23 protein-coding genes (1 of these 23 cut by a window edge) are annotated in these 18,372 nt (G+C 40.4%); 14 read left to right on the top strand and 9 right to left on the bottom strand.

What is annotated here, in order from left to right:
• The first annotated feature begins 260 nt into the window (after nt 1-260).
• Nucleotides 261-1,337 (top strand): M42 family metallopeptidase, encoded by a 1,077-nt coding sequence (locus tag BRLA_RS18790; RefSeq protein ID WP_003334856.1) that lies wholly within the window; start codon nt 261-263, stop codon nt 1,335-1,337.
• Between the two features lie 28 nt (nt 1,338-1,365).
• The gene (locus BRLA_RS18785) at nt 1,366-1,872 is read left to right on the top strand and encodes a hypothetical protein (protein ID WP_003334857.1); all 507 of its coding nucleotides are present in this window, start codon (nt 1,366-1,368) and stop codon (nt 1,870-1,872) included.
• Nucleotides 1,873-2,149: 277 nt separating this feature from the next.
• Here BRLA_RS18785 and BRLA_RS24395 read toward each other — a convergent pair whose 3' ends face one another.
• The 3 genes from BRLA_RS24395 to BRLA_RS18780 are packed head-to-tail and all read right to left on the bottom strand — an operon-like array spanning nt 2,150 to nt 3,717.
• Nucleotides 2,150-2,287: a hypothetical protein gene (locus BRLA_RS24395; RefSeq protein WP_003334859.1), complete on the bottom strand. Its 138-nt coding sequence runs from the start codon at nt 2,285-2,287 to the stop codon at nt 2,150-2,152.
• A gap of 27 nt (nt 2,288-2,314) precedes the next feature.
• Nucleotides 2,315-2,476 (bottom strand): hypothetical protein, encoded by a 162-nt coding sequence (locus tag BRLA_RS24390; protein ID WP_003334861.1) that lies wholly within the window; start codon nt 2,474-2,476, stop codon nt 2,315-2,317.
• On the bottom strand, nt 2,473-3,717 hold the full coding sequence (locus BRLA_RS18780) for an MFS transporter (protein ID WP_003334862.1): 1,245 nt from the start codon (nt 3,715-3,717) through the stop codon (nt 2,473-2,475). Before BRLA_RS18780 ends, BRLA_RS24390 begins: the two co-directional genes overlap by 4 nt.
• 379 nt (nt 3,718-4,096) lie before the next feature.
• On the opposite strand from BRLA_RS18780, the gene BRLA_RS18775 reads away from it, so the two are divergent.
• From BRLA_RS18775 to BRLA_RS18750, 6 genes are all read left to right on the top strand, one after another.
• Nucleotides 4,097-4,411, top strand: a complete 315-nt coding sequence (locus BRLA_RS18775) for a YtrH family sporulation protein (protein ID WP_003334864.1) — start codon at nt 4,097-4,099, stop codon at nt 4,409-4,411.
• Nucleotides 4,408-4,917, top strand: coding sequence for a sporulation membrane protein YtrI (locus BRLA_RS18770; protein ID WP_003334865.1), 510 nt, complete (start codon nt 4,408-4,410; stop codon nt 4,915-4,917). Before BRLA_RS18775 ends, BRLA_RS18770 begins: the two co-directional genes overlap by 4 nt.
• 101 nt (nt 4,918-5,018) lie before the next feature.
• Complete coding sequence (locus tag BRLA_RS18765; RefSeq protein WP_003334866.1) at nt 5,019-5,795, top strand: sporulation protein; 777 nt, start codon at nt 5,019-5,021, stop codon at nt 5,793-5,795.
• Nucleotides 5,796-5,878: 83 nt separating this feature from the next.
• A complete protein-coding gene (locus BRLA_RS18760; protein ID WP_003334867.1) occupies nt 5,879-6,475 on the top strand; it encodes a YitT family protein in 597 nt (198 codons plus the stop codon).
• 195 nt (nt 6,476-6,670) lie between these two features.
• Nucleotides 6,671-7,447: a GTP-sensing pleiotropic transcriptional regulator CodY gene (gene codY, locus BRLA_RS18755; protein WP_003334868.1), complete on the top strand. Its 777-nt coding sequence runs from the start codon at nt 6,671-6,673 to the stop codon at nt 7,445-7,447.
• A gap of 224 nt (nt 7,448-7,671) precedes the next feature.
• Nucleotides 7,672-8,889: an MFS transporter gene (locus tag BRLA_RS18750; RefSeq protein WP_003334869.1), complete on the top strand. Its 1,218-nt coding sequence runs from the start codon at nt 7,672-7,674 to the stop codon at nt 8,887-8,889.
• A gap of 7 nt (nt 8,890-8,896) precedes the next feature.
• On the opposite strand, the gene BRLA_RS18745 is transcribed toward BRLA_RS18750, so the two are convergent.
• Entirely contained in the window at nt 8,897-9,673 is a 777-nt protein-coding gene (locus tag BRLA_RS18745) for an SDR family NAD(P)-dependent oxidoreductase (protein ID WP_003334870.1), read from the bottom strand.
• Nucleotides 9,674-9,798: 125 nt separating this feature from the next.
• Here BRLA_RS18745 and BRLA_RS18740 point away from each other — a divergent pair, with 125 nt between their 5' ends.
• Complete coding sequence (locus BRLA_RS18740) at nt 9,799-10,011, top strand: DUF1540 domain-containing protein (protein ID WP_041752374.1); 213 nt, start codon at nt 9,799-9,801, stop codon at nt 10,009-10,011.
• A gap of 543 nt (nt 10,012-10,554) precedes the next feature.
• Here the strand turns inward: BRLA_RS18740 and BRLA_RS18735 are convergent.
• On the bottom strand, nt 10,555-10,839 hold the full coding sequence (locus BRLA_RS18735; RefSeq protein WP_003334873.1) for a DUF4183 domain-containing protein: 285 nt from the start codon (nt 10,837-10,839) through the stop codon (nt 10,555-10,557).
• Between the two features lie 85 nt (nt 10,840-10,924).
• Nucleotides 10,925-11,890 carry a DUF4183 domain-containing protein gene (locus BRLA_RS25065; protein WP_081870829.1) on the bottom strand — a complete coding sequence of 322 codons (966 nt, stop codon included), beginning with the start codon at nt 11,888-11,890 and terminating at the stop codon, nt 10,925-10,927.
• 530 nt (nt 11,891-12,420) lie between these two features.
• Between BRLA_RS25065 and BRLA_RS18725 the strand changes: the two genes are divergently transcribed.
• Nucleotides 12,421-12,801: a hypothetical protein gene (locus BRLA_RS18725; protein ID WP_003338661.1), complete on the top strand. Its 381-nt coding sequence runs from the start codon at nt 12,421-12,423 to the stop codon at nt 12,799-12,801.
• A 255-nt stretch (nt 12,802-13,056) separates the two neighbouring features.
• Nucleotides 13,057-13,338 carry a DUF4183 domain-containing protein gene (locus tag BRLA_RS18720; RefSeq protein ID WP_041752372.1) on the top strand — a complete coding sequence of 94 codons (282 nt, stop codon included), beginning with the start codon at nt 13,057-13,059 and terminating at the stop codon, nt 13,336-13,338.
• Between the two features lie 306 nt (nt 13,339-13,644).
• On the opposite strand, the gene BRLA_RS18715 is transcribed toward BRLA_RS18720, so the two are convergent.
• On the bottom strand, nt 13,645-14,256 hold the full coding sequence (locus BRLA_RS18715; protein ID WP_003338663.1) for a 5' nucleotidase, NT5C type: 612 nt from the start codon (nt 14,254-14,256) through the stop codon (nt 13,645-13,647).
• 92 nt (nt 14,257-14,348) lie between these two features.
• Here BRLA_RS18715 and BRLA_RS18710 point away from each other — a divergent pair, with 92 nt between their 5' ends.
• Nucleotides 14,349-14,960, top strand: coding sequence for a sulfite exporter TauE/SafE family protein (locus BRLA_RS18710; RefSeq protein WP_003338664.1), 612 nt, complete (start codon nt 14,349-14,351; stop codon nt 14,958-14,960).
• A 468-nt stretch (nt 14,961-15,428) separates the two neighbouring features.
• Here BRLA_RS18710 and BRLA_RS18705 read toward each other — a convergent pair whose 3' ends face one another.
• Nucleotides 15,429-15,950, bottom strand: coding sequence for a DUF84 family protein (locus BRLA_RS18705; protein ID WP_003338665.1), 522 nt, complete (start codon nt 15,948-15,950; stop codon nt 15,429-15,431).
• 188 nt (nt 15,951-16,138) lie between these two features.
• On the opposite strand from BRLA_RS18705, the gene dapF reads away from it, so the two are divergent.
• Nucleotides 16,139-17,005 carry a diaminopimelate epimerase gene (gene dapF, locus BRLA_RS18700; protein WP_003338666.1) on the top strand — a complete coding sequence of 289 codons (867 nt, stop codon included), beginning with the start codon at nt 16,139-16,141 and terminating at the stop codon, nt 17,003-17,005.
• Between the two features lie 114 nt (nt 17,006-17,119).
• Here the strand turns inward: dapF and BRLA_RS24385 are convergent, their stop codons facing one another.
• Nucleotides 17,120-17,260 carry a hypothetical protein gene (locus BRLA_RS24385; RefSeq protein WP_003338667.1) on the bottom strand — a complete coding sequence of 47 codons (141 nt, stop codon included), beginning with the start codon at nt 17,258-17,260 and terminating at the stop codon, nt 17,120-17,122.
• Nucleotides 17,261-17,572: 312 nt separating this feature from the next.
• Here BRLA_RS24385 and BRLA_RS18695 point away from each other — a divergent pair, with 312 nt between their 5' ends.
• Nucleotides 17,573-18,372: the 5' portion of a cysteine desulfurase family protein gene (locus BRLA_RS18695; RefSeq protein ID WP_081870828.1), read on the top strand. It continues 346 nt past the right edge of the window; only the first 800 of its 1,146 coding nucleotides appear in the window; its start codon is at nt 17,573-17,575; its stop codon lies beyond the right edge, outside the window.

Below are 18,372 nucleotides of genomic sequence, written 5' to 3'. Positions count from 1 at the left end.
ACATTTTTCTCCATCATTACACAAGATGTGATAAGGAGATATTGACTGGGCAAACTAGATGTAAGTCAAATCAAGTATGCCAATACATTCAAAAAAGCCATTCTACATGGTTTCTACCAGTATTTTCTACAGTGGTACTCCTCAGGCTTCCCTTACTTACATGGTTGCATAAGTCTAACAGGTAGTCGATAATGGAAAAGTATACAGTTGTCTTTACATAGAATACAACAAAAAAGACTCAGTTTGGGAGGATCAAGGTAATGGCCGATCAATTTCAGTTGGATTTATGGAGAAAATTAACAGAAGCGCCTGGTGCTCCGGGATTTGAAGGACCTGTCCGCTCCATTATGAAAGAATATATCTCCTCTTATACAGAAGAAGTCACCTATGATAATATGGGAAGTATTTTTGGAGTGAAGCGCGGGGATGAACAAGGACCTCGTATTATGGTTGCAGGCCATATGGACGAAGTAGGGTTTATGGTAACCCAAATATCCGATAAAGGTTTTATTTCCTTTCAGCCATTAGGTGGTTGGTGGAGTCAGGTATTATTGGCCCAACGAGTTCAAATTATTACAGAAAATGGCCCGATTATCGGGGTAATTAGTTCCATTCCACCACATGTATTAAGTGAAGATATGCGCAATCGCCCAATGGATATGAAGAAAATGTATATTGATATCGGTTGTGATACGAAAGAGGAAGTTCTTAAGGCAGGGGTTAAACCAGGACATCCAATCGTGCCGATTTGCCCCTTTACCCAAATGGCTGACCCGAAAAAATTCATGGCAAAAGCTTGGGATAACCGTTATGGATGCGCCCTTTCATTAGAGTTACTAAAAGAATTACACGAAAATCCACAGCATCCTAACGTTATCTATGCAGGTGCTACCGTACAGGAAGAAGTCGGTTTACGTGGTGCAAAGACAGCGGCTCACATGATTGACCCTGACATGTTTATTGCATTAGATGCTAGCCCGGCTGGCGACATTCCTGGTGTGACAGATGGCATGGGTAAATTGGGGGATGGCTTACTATTACGTATTTTGGATCGTACAATGATTATGCAGCCAGGCTTACGTGATTTGTTAATTGATACATGCGAAGAACTAGGGATCAAATACCAATACTTTATTAGTCAAGGTGGGACTGATGCAGGGGCTGTCCATATGCATGGTAAAGGTGTTCCTTCAGTAGTTATTGGTATTCCGTCTCGTTACATTCATAGCCATGCATCCATCATGCATGAAGATGATTATCAAAATGCGAAAAAGCTATTGTTTGCTCTGGTTAAAAAGTTGGATTGGGCTACGCTTGAGGCTACTCGTCGCCGATAAGCGTATGTGAAAGGAAGCGTGATTTTCAATGAATGCCATCAAATTTTATCGCCATGAAACGGCTACAGATGCCGTACTGGAATATAATTTTTATGACCATAAATTTGCTCCAACGAATTTAGTGGTACGTAAGGTATTGATGGCTATGCTTCATTCTGTCCAAAATCGTCTTACTGATTTAGAGGTGGAGTATAACGACAATATGCTGGTGGAAAAAGTAGGGGGAAATGCAGCGAGGATTCTTACACTGCTGGGAGCTTCTACGGAAAATGTACAGAATAATTATCGGGGTGAAACGGTTGTAAGCCGCACTTTTACGGCAAAGATGACGCCTGAACGCTTTCAATATTTTTATGAACTAAAAGATGTTGGTGAGCTATCGCGGTTTGCTCTAAAAGAACAGGAATTAGATCGCATTGTCTCATATTTTAATCAATATTTGTTAGTAGTGATACCTCTTGAGGAGGAAAAACAATTTTTTGAACTGCTTCGGGCCATGCACGTTCCTTACCAGATCCAAGCAGTTCAGAAGTAGGCTGAAGATGTATTTCGTCACAGAAAGTATTGAATGCACAGCGCAGTATAATCTATGAATCAACTACAAGCTTTATGAGCATCCCTTTTTATTCTGTAGGAGTATTACAGGACAAAGAGGGGTGCTTTTTTGGCTGACATGCTAACAATTCAACTACGTACGAAGCAGGAAAGCCTCCATAGAAAATTAGGGGCTCATTCCATCAAGGAAAGTATCTTTCCTCATATAAAAAGGCTTCCACCTGCCTTACTACTTAGCAAGTGAAAGCCACTCAGAATTATGTGGAAGGACGATCTGGTCCTTCTAATTTTTTGTCACCAAAGCCCGGACGATCGTCTTGAGTTTTCTTTGGCTGTGTATTTGTTTCACTGCGTTCATTGGAGTTATTGGAAAAGCGTTTTTTATCCATATTCATCTTCTTATCATTCCTTTCAAGGTCTTATTATTCCCAAAACAAAAACTTGTACTCAGGCTTATATCTTTTGTATTCCTCAAGTATTGACTCATGAGCTTCATTTTCCATATGAAACAATAGAGAGCAAAACGGTGCTTTATCAAGAAGATTGGCTCCTTGCTGCTTATGATCATCTGTAGAAGAATTCATCGCGCACGCTCCTTTTTAGGGTGTAGAGAAGAGGAAGATTCTTTATTTTTATGACGGGCGTTAGCATAGATAGCAAAAGCGGTCAGAATGGCAACGGAAATTAATGTAATGATGCCGTACATATACCATGGTCGCATACTGCCTACGCCGCCAAGCGACTCAATCATATAGCCACCAAGCGCATTACCTAAAGCACCGCTAATCCCTGTGACTACATTGCCGATCCCATAATAAGCTCCCAATAAAGGAGGCTTAGCAAAATGACCAACTAAACTGTCGAATACAGGTACAGCCAGCATTTCACCAATAATAAACACAACGGCTGCTGCACTAAACGTCCAAAACTGATGAGTAAAGCCCATCGCGAATAGGCCAGCACCAAGGAACAAGGTACCACTGACCATTGCCCAATAAGGACTAATTTTTTCTAAGATATAACGGGCAATAACACCTTGAAATAGAACCACAAAGGTTGAATTAATCGTCCATATCAAGCCTACCTTGGCACCTGTCCCCATAATATGTTGTCCGCGTAATGGAACAACAAGCGGAAATTGAGCATATAACCCCCAAACCAGCAAAGATACCAGACAGAAAAACAAAAAGCTACGATGACCCAATAAACCTTTATACTGACTCCATGATAAGGAATCCTTTTTCGTTTTCTCCTGACGGGCTTTAGGTAAAGCAAATAGAAGAAAAAAGGTCAACAGAATATAAACACCTGCTGCATAAATGAAGACAATTCGATTCGTACTTAATGCAAGTAACGTAATCGTAAGACCCCCAATAATAATACCAATGTTGGCCGCGATTCCACGCCAGGAAAATGCAGTTGTTCGATCTTCTTGTCCTACTACATCAGCTATCTTTGCTTTTATGGCAGGGGCTACTAACCCCATACCACTGCCATTAACGGCCGAAAATACCATAAAAAGCAGAAAGGTTTGGCTTACACTAAAACCAAACATAGCACCTGCTTGAATGGCTGCTCCACTTACCATGACAAGCTTGCGTGACACACGATCAGATAAAAATCCACCAACAAGACTTCCGATTTGGTACATTAAGCTAGCGATAGCAAGAATAAAACCAATTTGACTTGCATGCAAATGGCGTGCTTTTTCCAAGAAGATAGGAAAAATAGGGGTCACCAGAAAGATTGCAATATGCATAAAAAGAGCTGCAATCAACAGAAAGAGAAATGTGCGGTTACCAAGTAAGTGGCGTGCGGTGGCCAAGGTATTGTCCCTCCTCTCTCTTCTGATGTCAGACTTAGTATGTGAAAAGAGGGACGCCCTTTATTCGTAGCCCAAAATGCATGAAACTGGGCAGATGCCTAGAGACTTTTTGTAAACCGTGACATATCCCTATAAAAAGAGGCTAGTAGGAGGGAATTTTATGGGGAGTATTTTTAAATTAGGTGGTCTTGAGATGGTCATTGGGATCATCGTTGTCGTCTTTCTTATCTCCATCGTGTTGGATGATGGATTTGAATAAATAAAAGAGAGAGGTTTTATAAGCTTTACTTTAGCGACAATCATATTTGGCTCTATTCGCGCGTAGGGTAGAGCATACGCAAAATTGGTACAAGTATGAAGCACAAGGAGCGTGAGAAAAGTGGCTCAAGTCATTTTAACGTTTTGTGTTGCTTATGGAATCGTGATTGGGGGATCAATACTAGGAGGAATGGGTGCTTTTTTTAGTGATCGAGCTCCGTTACTTGTCATGTCAGATCTAGCAATCCAGCTCAAAATTATGGGGCTGGTGGGAGCCCTTGGAGGAACATTTGACTCATTTTTACAAATTGAAAAATTATTTGTCGGCAATTTCTCACCTGTTTTAAAACAGCTCATTTATATTTTTGCAGCGTTTATCGGAGCGCATCTCGGAACGATTTCGATGCTATGGCTGACGCAGGGGAAAGCTTCATGACAACTTTACAAGAGGAGCGATTACCTAAAGTACGTCGATATCTTCGGTATATCAGCTTGTTTATTTTAGGAGGTGTCGCAGGAGGAGCGATATTTCTATTTTTATTTATTCAAAGAATGGAAGATCTAATGCTGGAGAACAAAAATTTATATGTATTAAATGATCGTCTCCAAAACGAAATGGATAATCTTAACGAGTTGCATAAAGTAGCACGAAAAAAGCAGAATGTCGTGATTGAAGATGTTGAGATCACCTTTTTAGGACAACGCCCGAACACCTTTGTCGAAGAAGAATTAAAGCATAGCCTAGAAAAAGACTTGGCCCAATTGAAAAGGAAAAAAGTGGAGCAAGTAGGCGAAATGCATGAAATATTGCATGAATTACTGCAAAAAAAAGAGTACATTATCCAAGGAAAGGTCATAGAGGTAAATATAAAAACCCTCGTTATTTCACGGGTTTTGCACTTATATGTAGTGGCTAAAGAGCAACCAAAAACAATCGGATAGATTGTGTATCGCTGTAAGAGAAAAATGCAACAAAACCCCAGCTTGTTCGTATATAGTTATAACAAAATAAGAAGGGCTTTTGGAACGAGGGGGCATGGGGGATGTCGTTATTTAAAAAGATGATGGCGAGTGTAGGAATTGGAGCAGCTACTGTAGACACACGCCTTTTCAAGGAAACATTGCTTCCTGGTGAATTGGTAACAGGCGAGGTTCATATTACGGGAGGAGATATTCAGCAGGATATTGATGAGATTTATATTTATGTTATTACTCATTATGAACGAGAAAATAATCAAAACAAGACAAAAGAAGAATGTATCCTGTTAAAGCATCGTTTGACAGAACCCTTTAGCATTGAACCGCAGGAAACAAAGGTCTATTCGTTTTCATTTCCATTACCTTATGCGACGCCTTTGACGATAGGAAGACAACCGGTCTATTTACGTACAGGCCTAGATATAAAAAATGCAATTGATCCTGGTGACTCGGATTATATTGAGGTACAACCGCATCCGATGATGAGGAACGTATTAGAGGCACTCTCTACATTAGGATTTCAGTTATATAAAGTCGATTGTGAATGGAATCGTCGGCTTGGTCAGCCTTATCCATTTGTACAAGAATTTGAATTTCGGCCACAAGGGCGGTTCCGTAAATATGTAGATGAACTGGAGGTCATTTTCTTTTTACAGGAAAATGAACTAGAGGTTCTGTTAGAGGTTGATAAACGTAAGCGTGGATTTGCAGGCATGCTGGAGGAAGCATTCGATATGGATGAGCGGTATGTGAGGCTGCGTTTAACTGAGCAGGATCAAAATAGACCAGTTCGAGAGCTGACAGCATGGATTGAGCAGATGATTATGAAAAGCATTGGATAGGAAAAAGGCTAGTCGTAACTCCTTGGTATGAGATACAAGCTTGCTTCACACACTAGTCTTGATCTCATCCCAAGGAGTAGAGCATGGTATATATGATACGTAAAGGAGTAGCCTTGCTTATTGGCAGTGGATTACTTGCACTTGGAGTAAACGGTTTCATCATTCCGCATCAATTAATGGACGGCGGCTTGACCGGAATTGCTTTAATAATCAACTATATGGCGGGCTATAAAGTAGGGCTGGTCATGATCGTCATGAGTATTCCAATTTATCTATATGCTTGGTTTACAAAGCGATCTTATTTTTACGATAGTGTTAATGGATTGTTGCTTTCGTCCTTTTTGATTGATTTATTTTCGCCGTTGCAGCATGTCTCTGTATTTACCTCCTGTTCTCTATTATTCAGTAGTATTTTGGGAGGCTTGTTTATTGGCATGGGGATTGGGCTGTTACTTAGATTTAATACAACGACAGATGGATTTGATTTGGTGGCTAAACTTCTATCTGATGTAATACGAATTAATATTGGGATTGTGATCTTTGTATTTGATATCATCATCTTGTTGATAGGCGCACTGCTAGGCGATACGCCCCATTATTTTTATTCTTTTTTAGCGATCATGATCGTATCAGGCATTACTTTTTTGTGGAATCGTCGTGGAATGATCCAGACAGAATAAGTTGAGATTGTTAGTTAGGAAAGCTTGGCAGATGCCAGGCTTTTTTTATTGAGTAACCCCGATTAAGCATCGATTTTCGTCTCAAAATGGTATGCCGTACACCGTCTGAAAAAATTTTTTTCGAATACGAGGTATCAAGGCACATTTTTCAGACAATACTGTGAGCATGAAACATTTAGAGGAGGAATTTTCCAAATGAATTTGTTAGAAAAAACGAGACGAATAAATGCGATGCTTCAAAAGACGATGGGTGGAAACGGGGTATCATATCAGGATATTGCTAAATTGCTCTCTGATATCATCAATTCCAATATGTATATCATCACGGCAGATGGTCAGATTTTAGGAAGTGGTTTTGCACAAGAGATTTCGATTCAGGAAACAGGTCGTTTTACGAGCTTTTTACCTGAAAACTATAAGGAAAAATTATTAGAGATTCATTTCTCAGTAGCTAACGAGGCAGTTCACAGTAACTACAGCATGGTTCCTGCTGAGTGGAAAAATCTGTTCCCTCAAATGATGACCACCATCGTACCGATTAATGCAGGTGGCAGTCGATTAGGAACATTAGTATTAACTCGTGCATTTGGTGCTTTTGAGACGGACGATCTCATCCTAGCTGAGATTGGTGCAACTGTAGTTGGAATGAAAATTGTACGTCAGCGAACAGAACAGATTGAAAATGAAGTTCGTGATAAAACATTTGCTAAGATTGCTTTGTCTTCTCTTTCCTATAGTGAGCAAATTGCGATTGAAAAAATCATGGAGCAATTGGATGCTAAGGAAGGGTTGCTGGTAGCTAGTCAATTAGCGGATCAGGCTGGATTGACCCGTTCTGTGATCGTTAATGCATTGCGTAAGCTTGCTAGTGCAGGAGTTCTTGAATCGCGTTCTCTTGGTATGAAGGGAACCTATATTAAGGTGCTAAATGATAAATTCCATTCTGAGTTAGAAAAATGGAAAACATCATAATCACATAACCCAGTAGTAACGATTACCATGTTCTCCTCCCAGTTGTAAGGCATGCCTATTTCGGGCATGCCTTTTTTTATTATTTTTAATGTTTCATGTGAAACTTTACTGTATTAAAGAAATGATATCTACATGTAGATAATACTAAATATTTTTACTTATTAAATTTTTATATTTAAAAAGTCGTATAATTATGATATCTTTTTGATTAGGAGGTGTACAGCATGAAAGAGCTATGGAGAACTCCATCATTTCGTTGGTTCTGGCTTGGTATCTTTTTATCAGCTGTCGGAAATTCATTTGGATCGTTTGGGGTAAGCTGGTATTTATTACATCGAACAGGTTCTGGAGCGATTATGGGGACTTCTATTTTGTCCTATTATGTACCAGCTCTGATATCTGGATTAATAGCAGGCGTTTTATTGGATCGCATTGATCGAAGGAAACTCATTATTTTTGATAATGTGGTAAGAGGCTCTTTATATGGATTGCTTGTTTTTTTGCTGTCTTTACCAGCCGTACCAGTCGCTACCGTTTATATCATCATGGCCTTAGCTGGTATGTTATCACCACTAAGCAGCACTGGTCAGCAAGCAATGCTCCCGAATTTAATCAAGGATAAGGAACTGCTCATTAAAGCAAATAGCGTGATGAGTGCGCAATGGCAGATTGTTTGGCTTTTTGGGCCTATGCTAGCCGGGTTAGCGGTTACGTTAATCGGACCGGCCAATGTCATTATTATCGATTCAATTAGTTTCTTTTTATGTGCAGCGTGTTTTTTACGAGTTTCCTATACATATAAGCCAAACTCTAACATATCAAGTCAGACAAAAAGAGAGGCATTACTTCATTTTTGGAAAGATCTTGTGGTAGGTTATCGATATATAGGAACGAATTCGATGCTCCTTTCTCTGTTATTCTTTAGTCTGTTTTTTAATATGGGATATTCACCTGTAGAATTATTGCCTGTATACATACAGCAAGTATGGGGGATTGGAAAAGAGGCTTATCAAGGTTATATGCTTACAGCGATAGCGATCGGATCATTGTGTGGTTCGATGCTATTTATCGCCAAGAATTGGAAGTACCCAATTGGAGTGACAGTCGGGGCGATTATTTGTTTGTGGGGATTAACTACATTCCCTCTAGGGTTTACGCAACGCATGGAGATTGCTGTTGTGTGCTTCTTTGTTGGTGGGGTTGTTTTTGCTCCATTTAACGTATTAATTTCAACCTATATTCAAAAACAGGTGCCGAATGAGATTTTGGGGCGAGTTTTAACTGCCAATCGTTCCATCACAGGATTTGGTTTACCTGTTGGAAGTTTCTTATCCGGCCTCCTGGCTTCTTCATTAGGAATGGATCGTATCTTTGTGTATTGTGCCGTGCTATGTATGTTGGTTGGGATCATAGCGATGGTAAGGTTGCGAGCTTTACGATAATTTAGTATTATTTGCGATTCAGCAAGGGTGCGACTCGTTTCATAATAAAATCTGGTAATAAAGGATAAATGAGCGACAGTAGATGGAGACGCTTTGGTAGGGCTACCTCAAAGCGTTTCTGTTTTGTTGCTTTCATTATAGCTTTTGCCGTTTTTTCGGGAGATAGCAGGTAACCACTTACTTTTTGTTTATATGTGCCTGTATTGTCTGCATACATGAGAAATGGCGTATCAATCGGACCAGGTAAGGCACAGGTAACTGAGATGTGTGTAGCAGCTAGCTCATGTCGAAGTGACTCGCTGAATCTTATAACAGCGGCTTTTGTTGCAGCATATACAGCCGTTTTAGCAGAAGCAACACGACCTGCTAGAGAAGCAATATTCACAATCCTAGCTTCTGATTGAGCGAGCATCATAGGCAGGAAAGCACGAGTCATATATAATGTGCCCATTAAATTTGATTCAATGGTCTGGTGAATCTCTTCCAGTGAATGATCTAAAAAGGGCTTAAATAAAGCAGAGCCTGCATTATTGATGAGAATATCGCAACGGCCAAAGCGAATCTTTATCCAAGCAGAAAAGGCTCTTACTGCTTCATTATCGGACAGGTCTAGTTTATAGATGTGAAGCATTGGGGGACGGTTCCATTCACGCTGGACTCTTTTTAGTTTCGTGTGATCTCTGCTTGTAATAACCACATGGTAACCCTCACGAATGTACTCCTTGGCAAGTGCCATCCCAAGTCCACCGGTACCGCCTGTAACAATTACTACTGGTTTACTCATAATGCTACTCATTCACCTCCTATAAAACATCCTACCATTAACGATATTCTATGTAAAAAAAACCTGAAGGGAAAGGTTATAAAAGTCCCTGTCTGGGTGCAGTATAGCCATAGGAGGTGACCAATATGCCAATTGTAAAATGCAGTGTAGCAAGTTGTACGTACTGGGGAGAAGGAAACAATTGTATTGCTGATGCTATTATGGTGGACATTGATCCTCATGCAAACAAAGATTATGATGCTGAATTTGCAAACGAGTTCGGTTATGATACCGAGCACCGTGATTATGCAACAACTTCTCGAGAAACCTGTTGTCATACGTTCAAGCCAAAGGCGTAATCGCTTCCTAGGTTGAAAGAATCCCCCTGCCGAAAGTGGGTTAGATTTTGGCAGGGGGATTCAATGTGTAGCGACAAAGAAAAAGGACGTAATCTCTGATCAGATACGTCATACCGCGGGGAAACTTATATTTTCCTTAAATCGAATTTGATCATACTGTATTGAAGTATTATAAAAGAAGATCGTTCTATGCCTTAGCTACTTTTAGTAAGGTGCAGAGCGATCTTTTTTATTCTGTACAGTTGCTGATCAGTAGTGCCGGTCTTATACCATTGCTTTGTCTTTTACGAACAGTGTAGAGAAGGCTGTGCGTGCTTTTTTCACTCTATAAAACTTGTTCAATTGGTTAAAAGCTTCAGTAATAGAACTATCGGATTAACTAAAATGGTTTTGAAAAATCAATTTTTCTTAGATATTTACACTATTATTTTATGTTGATTTTTTGACCGGTGCATATGTGTAGTACAGAGATGACCCTGTCATTTTATGGAAACACCGACAATTCAAGAATGGAATTGCCGATGTTTGAAAAGTGATAAGGAGTTACGTAACTACAAATTCAACAATGATTGGTGTACCTGGATCGAGCGCATCTCCACCAGGAATTGTGATTGCTGTCGACGTGACAGAAGAAGTATCGGCTGTTTGAAGTACGGCATTTATATAAAGATTGTAGTAGGAAAATGATGCTGGAAATGCTGTCGCGGCCGCACCAGCGTCATTAGTGAAAACTGTTGATGCAATTGAAAATGTAGCGCCTGTACCTGTTCCAGCTCCTGCAGTAGACGCAAATCTTCTACCGGCAATAAAAGGTTTTGTAATCGCCATTTTACATGCACCTCCTCTCTATTATATTAAATGTAAGTAATTGAATAAAGGACAGGGCGGATCAATTGATCGCTCTGAATCATTTTTAGAGAATTACCTGAACCGTAAAATGAACAATTTCTACAATGATTGGACTTCCTAAAAAAATCGTACCTCCTTTTGAATAGATAATAAGAGCATTTGGATTTACTACATATAGACTGCCTTCCTGCAATATCCCGTTGATGTATAAATTGTTATAGCTATTTTGCCCGAGTCCAATAAATTCTGTACTCAAGTTACCTAAATCATTAGTAAATTGAGTAGCGAGAATAACTGTAGGAGTAGTTAGTTCGATATCTGAGCTGGCGGTAAAAAAGTATCGATTAACAGTTGGGAAAATACTAATGGAATTGATGGATCCGGTAGGTCCCTGGGGTCCTGTAGGTCCAGTGATGCCTTGAGGTCCGGTAATGCCTTGGGGTCCGGTGATGCCTTGGGGTCCAGTAACGCCTTGAGGTCCGGTGATACCTTGAGGTCCAGTGATGCCTTGAGGTCCAGTAGTCCCCTGAGGTCCAGTGATCCCCTGAGGTCCAGTAGTCCCTTGAGGTCCAGTAATGCCTTGAGGTCCAGTAACGCCCTGAGGTCCAGTGATGCCTTGAGGTCCAGTGATGCCTTGGGGTCCAGTAACGCCTTGAGGTCCGGTGATGCCTTGAGGTCCGGTGATGCCTTGAGGTCCAGTGATGCCTTGGGGTCCAGTGATGCCTTGAGGTCCAGTAATCCCCTGGGGTCCAGTAGTCCCTTGAGGTCCAGTAATCCCCTGAGTTCCAGTAACGCCTTGAGGTCCGGTAGCGCCTTGGGGTCCAGTAACGCCTTGAGGTCCGGTAACGCCTTGGGGTCCAGTAACGCCTTGAGGTCCGGTAACGCCTTGAGGTCCGGTAGGTCCGCACTGAGGATAACATATAACTACTTTAGAAGGGCGACAAGTTACACAGACAGCTGTCTTACATCTTTTTCTTTGCTTATAATAAGTTTTATTTTTACATTTTCTTCTTGAATCATAGATTTCCAATGTAAGCCCCCCCTAATATTTGCCACTACTATTTATGCTACGTTTTTTACCTATTAGTGAGTTAGACTTTCAACTAATATCTGGTAGGTTGAAATCTATTTTTATGCATTTAGGCTAATTAGGGGGTGGTGTATCTGAATTTACGTTTAGCATCATAGAACAAGTACGATTGCTAATCAAGGAAAGTGTTGATTTACGTCTAAATGAAAATAAGACAAGAACTTAGGACAAGATAAGGCTTAAAAGGCCTATAACAACTTTTTCATGATTGAATATTCAAAAAATATATTCCGAGCAATAAAAATCCTTACTTGATTGAGTTTACTCTGTATATCCGAAGAAAGCATATACGGGTAGCTGGTGCCCCTTTATGTAAAAAAATGTTATTTGTACCTTTCGTTTCAACTCTAATATTCATCTGATAATAGTATTATTTATAAAAGAGATGTGAAATTTCAAATGTCAATAATTTTACCCCTAAGTGATGAATTTCCGCTTTCGTCATCGGGGATTTACATACCATTGATCTTATGCCAATAGTTGGATGGACGTTTTCTTATAATGTTAATACTGATTTATTTAAGCCAATTCGTATGGATTATAAATCGTTTAGTGTAGATGGGACCAGGTCAACGGTTATTCGTCTAGTCAAGAATGCCACTTTAGAAGGAACTCCAGTCTTTACTGATGTTTGTACAGATACAAGCGTTATGGAATTTGATACGGATTGTACAACTGTTGCAGACAGAAAAATTGTACTTTTAATTGCCCGTGGTAGGGTAGATTCAAGACAACTGGTTTTGGGAGTAATAGACATTGAGCTAAGTCCAGATGAAAGCTTGACAATTTTAGCAGCATCAGCAGCTTCTTCGGAAGTGAGCATAGCGGTGTCATGGCAAGAAATGTATTAAATAAATGATAAACCAATTGTAATTATTAGACTGAGCAAATGCTTGATTGCGTACAAATATTGTTTAATTCTTTTTTTATACGAAGTTTTGCCTAATAGATAAAATATAGAAAAAATTTAATTAATATAAAGAGAAACGCAAAATACAGCTAATATGCTGAGTCGGTTGTCCATTACGAAACTAGTAAGGGTTGTATATGATAAATCAAGGAAACTCGAAAAGAGATTCCCACATATTGAAAAGGTGTGAAGAAAAATGGCAATTACCAAACCCTTTGTTACATCGAAAAGATTTGTGTCCACAGCAGGAGCTGGTACAGGAACAGGTGCGGCATTTGCAATTGCAGCTACAGCTTTTACAGATGATACTAATGCAGCGGCTACAGCATTCCCGTCATTTACCTATTACAATCTCTATATTAACGGTGTGCTTCAGTTAGCTAATGCCTCGACTGCTAGCACAACTACACTTGGTATTCCAGGAGGAGACACACTTGACCCCGGGGTACCAATTATCGTTGTTTTTGTTATAACCTAGTCCTGTAATTTTTCTTAATACGGATCTTTGGAAGAGATATTGGATATTTGTCATTGGGCTTTTAGTGTTTTTTTATAAGAGGAAGAGCCCTAGGTAAATACCATCTGCGAGCGACTGCTTACATCATCTTTTATTAATAAATATAACAAAGATACCACCGCAGCCCATAATATCTCTGGATAAACGGGGTATCTTGTCATATAAAAAGGTCGCCGAAATCTTTTCGAACAACCTGACGTATCCCCTTAAAAGGTTACGTCTTTTTTATTTGGGAACTTTAAAGTAAATCAAATGCATTTTTCAAACCTACAGGGCTTGTTTCTCTACTAAAGTCAGGACATGCTCCACTTCCAGACGTCTAATAAAGGATTCCGCTTCATTCCAGTTCGTAATGCGATGGACTAAGGACGGAAGCTCACCTTGGTTATACGGTGTGTCAAACAATAGAACAGGGATGTTCAGTTCACTGGATAATTGTAAGGCATTTTCTAATCGATCCTCCATAAATAGATCAATGCCCCATGCTTTCGCGGCACGAACTTTATCATGACTGCCAACCAAATCTATATGATGATAAGGGATATGATGTTTAGCAAACCAAGCTTTGGTTACCTGCATATCCTCTAAAGCTCTGGCACTGATATAAATAAGTTCATGAGTGAAGTGCCAGTTTTGCAAAATTTCGGAGGCGTTGCCATGTAGAAGAGAGTGGGAGTAGACCTCTTGGCTATTTTGTAAAAGCCAGGTAGTAAACTCTTCATCTGTGATTCCATATACATTCGCTAAATTATATTCAAAGCAATCTTGTAGTGTTAAATTTTTGCCAAAGGATCGATTCAAAAAAGGGACAATACTGCTAGGATCGGTAACTGTACCGTCAATATCAATACCAATTTTTAGTGATTTGTTGTTTGTCATCTCCTCGCCTCCTGAGTAAATTGTACACCGAAGACAGAGAATAAGGCTACTTCCTTCATTTCATCCTGATTAAAAAGGGGTTGGAGCACAGCATGGGTAACGATCAGAAACGACGTTTACGTGGTGAGCAGAAGGAAGCGAGGACTGCTCAAAGCCGCAGAGACAAAATTGATACTAAGTCGTATGATACGGAGCTAGCTCAGGATTCATGGATGCGGGCTTCGCTGGAGCCAGGCGCTACCCAAACGAAGGGGAATGTTGAATATAATCCTTTGACACATACGGAGCGCTATTCAGGCGATCAAAATCAATCTGCACAAGCGGTGGCGAAATCTTCTCAGGTCAATAATAATGATTCCATGTCGTATCGAAATGATGTCTCAACAGAAACAGCTGCGGAAATCGCCGAGCCATACCGTCCGACACGGTTACGCAATGGCGATAATTCTAGCTTGCGAGAAGCAAGACAAGCTGAAGATAAGGATGGCAATTTAGTCCAAGGTAGCGGAATAGGAATGGTAGGAATAGGCTCATCCATCTTGTCCTTATTCCTGCTACCTTATGTTCTAGGCCCTCTGGGAATTGTGCTGGGATTCCTAGCTTATCGTCGTGAGGCAAGATCAATGGGGACGTGGGCAATGGTTATCGGAGCTCTTGCCTTTGTAGGAGCACTTTTAATTTATCCGTATTACTCTGCCCGGTAGATCATTATTATCGACAAAATAAAGCAAAGCGAGGGGCTGACTTGTAGGCATTGAACCTGCAAGGCTAGCCCCTCCTTTGTGTGTAATAAAGGGAAAATACGATAAAAAAGTGCTAATCTTGCAATTGATGCTGAGATTTTTATCATTTAGATTTGGCACATGTGTAACTTTCAATTCTTACATTCGACTATGAAGACGTGGATCTTGAGAATAGCGAGGTATGTAGCCATTGATCATTCTCGTAATGGAAGAACAAAAAAATGATAGTAATAACCCGCCACTCATCTGACATACGTTTACCCAGTGAAAGATGAAAACTTTCAACAAACCCCGCTCCTTGCCTATACGCCTATACCAAACAATAGAGGATCAGGCAGTATGGATGCGATAACCGGCAAATTTGAAGAATAGTAGAAGATCAGAAAGCATCACCAAAGTCCTCATCCTATGTAGGGTGAGGACTTATTCTCAGCGATACAAAACGGACTCAAATGGTGTAAGAGCGGCGATTACCGCTTCTTTAAAAACATGAGCGCGAGTAATTTTACCATTTGTAAAAAGGCCGTATGCTCCCTCTTTGTGATTACTATTACTAGTTCCTGATAACCTATCAATCACTTCGCGTAATTCCCTACCCGATCTTTTCATATCTTCTCCAATTTGATTAGGGATGGGAAAAGAAAGTCCTTTCCCAATATGTAAGGTCTCCCCATTCCAAGCGGCACAGATAGAGATGAGATACCACTGTTTCGTATAGATAGCATCAAAGGTCAGACCACCCTCTAGTCCGAAGCCTATCTCAGCATTAGGGACAGCCTCAAGGGCTAGCTTGGCCCGCGTAATGGCCCCTCTAATCGTTTCATCCTCAGATAAAGGCTGCTCAGCTACCCCAGAAGGCACACTTACACACTGAGGCTGAATATCAGTAGCTAAAAAGATGGCTTTCTGTTTAGCCTGATTCTGACTTCCTAAAGCAAGCGTTTTATACAATAGTTTTCACTCCCACCTTTTGCTTCTTGGTTATTATAACAGGTTGGAAGTGTATCTATTAAACGTTCATGTTAAAGCTTATCGAATAGATTTCTTTAATAGAAACGAAACAAGCTGTAAAGAAGAAATCATGAACTACATCTCCTGTGATACAATGAGAAAAAATATCGGAATGGTGGGAGTCGGGCATGAGGTTTACGAAAATGCATGGGATAGGCAACGATTACGTATATGTCAATTGTTTTGAAGAGTCTCTCACGAATGTGGATTTGCCGGAACTTTCAAGAAGAGTAAGCCAGCAACACTTCGGAATCGGGGCAGACGGTTTAATTTTGATTATGCCTTCAACAATAGCAGATTTTCGGATGAGAGTATTTAATAACGATGGTAGCGAGGCCCGCAATTGTGGTAACGGACTACGTTGCGTGAGTAAGTATGTTTTTGACCATGGTTTAACCAAGGAGACATCCTTTACCATTGAAACAAATGGGGGCATTGTTACACCGGTTGTACATATAGGTGCGGATGGGAAAGTAGAGAAGGTGACAGTTGATATGGGAAAACCACGTTTATTGCGCGGACAAATCCCTATGACGGGGGACCCCGATACGAAAGCGATTGGTGAACAGGTGCAAATCAACGGGCGGACCTTGACTTTCACAGCAGTTTCTATGGGGAATCCTCATGTAGTGATTCTTACGGATAAAATCTCCGAAGAAGAAGTAACAACCTATGGTCCATTACTAGAAAAACATGCTTTATTTCCTGAAAGAGCGAACATTGAATTTATTTCCGTAAATACACCTTCTGATATTACCTTTCGTGTATGGGAGCGGGGCTCTGGTGTAACACTTGCTTGCGGAACGGGAGCATGTGCTGCATTAGTAGCCGCTGTTTTAGAAGGAAAAGCAGAGCGAATGGCCACGATACATTTACTGGGAGGCGATTTGCAGATAGAATGGCGTGAGGCTGATCAGCATGTTTATATGACAGGTGCAGCCGCCGAGGTATTTGCAGGTGAGTATTTTGGAGCATTGCCGTTACTAGATCAATAGCATCCTTATTTTAGATAAAAGAGGGCAAAAAAGTGGTTATCTCCTTATCGTGTGAGTAACCACTTTTCCTATAGAAACTAGCCATTAGACATATGAGAATTTTCATGTTCATCTTTAGTTGTATACCTCTGTTAAGACATCGTGGGAGGTTTCATCATCAATATAGATTTGCTTTGATTTTTCTGCCTTTTCAACCTCTTGCTTTAGCTTTTGCAATTCATCCTCCATTTGTTTGATTTTTTCCATTACTGTCATGATTAGGTCCCCTTTCTAGTTGAATTTATTGATAATTCTAACAAGTATAAAGAAGTGTGTAAAGTAGTGATCTTTGTTGAAAACGTTTACAACTATGACTTAAATGTGAACGAGCGCTTGGTAGATTCATTCGACTGATGGTTAGGATAAGACAAGAAGCCGCTTTTTATACCAAAGGACGGCTAACGCCCTACAGCAATTACCAAGCCAAAGTAAAGAACTACAGCATGAAGGTAGTTGTAAAAACAAACAATATGGTATGATGTAAGACAGTTCGACCCAGATTTGAATTGTAGGAAGGGTGTCTTTGCCGTGATTTACCTGGATAACAGTGCCACGACCCAACCCCATCCGCAGGTGATTGACACCATGAAGCGGACTATGGAAGCATATTATGGGAATCCTTCTTCCTTGCATCGTTTGGGAGTAGAGGCAGAGAATGTTTTAAAACAGGCTCGTCAAATTGCTGCCCACGCTTTGCAAAAGAAACCAACAGAGATTTTCTTCACTTCCGGTGGCACGGAAAGTAACAATACAGCCATTAAAGGTGTAGCCATGCGTTATCGTGAGCGTGGTCGCCATATTATTACAAGCCAAATAGAGCATGCCTCTGTTTTGGATGTTTGTAAACAGCTAGAGGAATTTGGCTACGATGTAACTTATCTTCCTGTTAATAAGGAAGGGAGAGTCTCCCTAGAAGATGTGAAACAGGCTATGCGCCCCGATACGATTCTTGTATCTATTATGCATGTCAATAATGAGTTAGGGACTATCCAACCGATTAATCAGATTGGTACATATCTGAAGCTGTTTCCTAAGGTTATCTTTCATGTCGATGCAGTACAAAGCTTTGGAAAGGTACCCCTTCGTATAAATGAGTGGGGAGTTGATTTGCTAAGCTTATCTGCTCACAAATTTCACGGTCCTCGTGGTGTTGGTATTCTTGTAAAACGTGAGAATATGCTGATTGAGCCTTTATTAAAAGGTGGAGGTCAGGAAAGTGGACTGCGTTCCGGTACGGAAAACATCCCCGGAATTGCAGGAATGGCAAAAGCCATGCGTTTAATCGAAGAGACTGCTACACAGGATATGTCAAGGCTAAAAGAGATGCA

The organism is Brevibacillus laterosporus LMG 15441, assembly GCF_000219535.2.
Classification (GTDB): Bacteria; Bacillota; Bacilli; order Brevibacillales; family Brevibacillaceae; genus Brevibacillus_B; species Brevibacillus_B halotolerans.
This window is presented reverse-complemented; position numbering and strand designations above follow the sequence as displayed.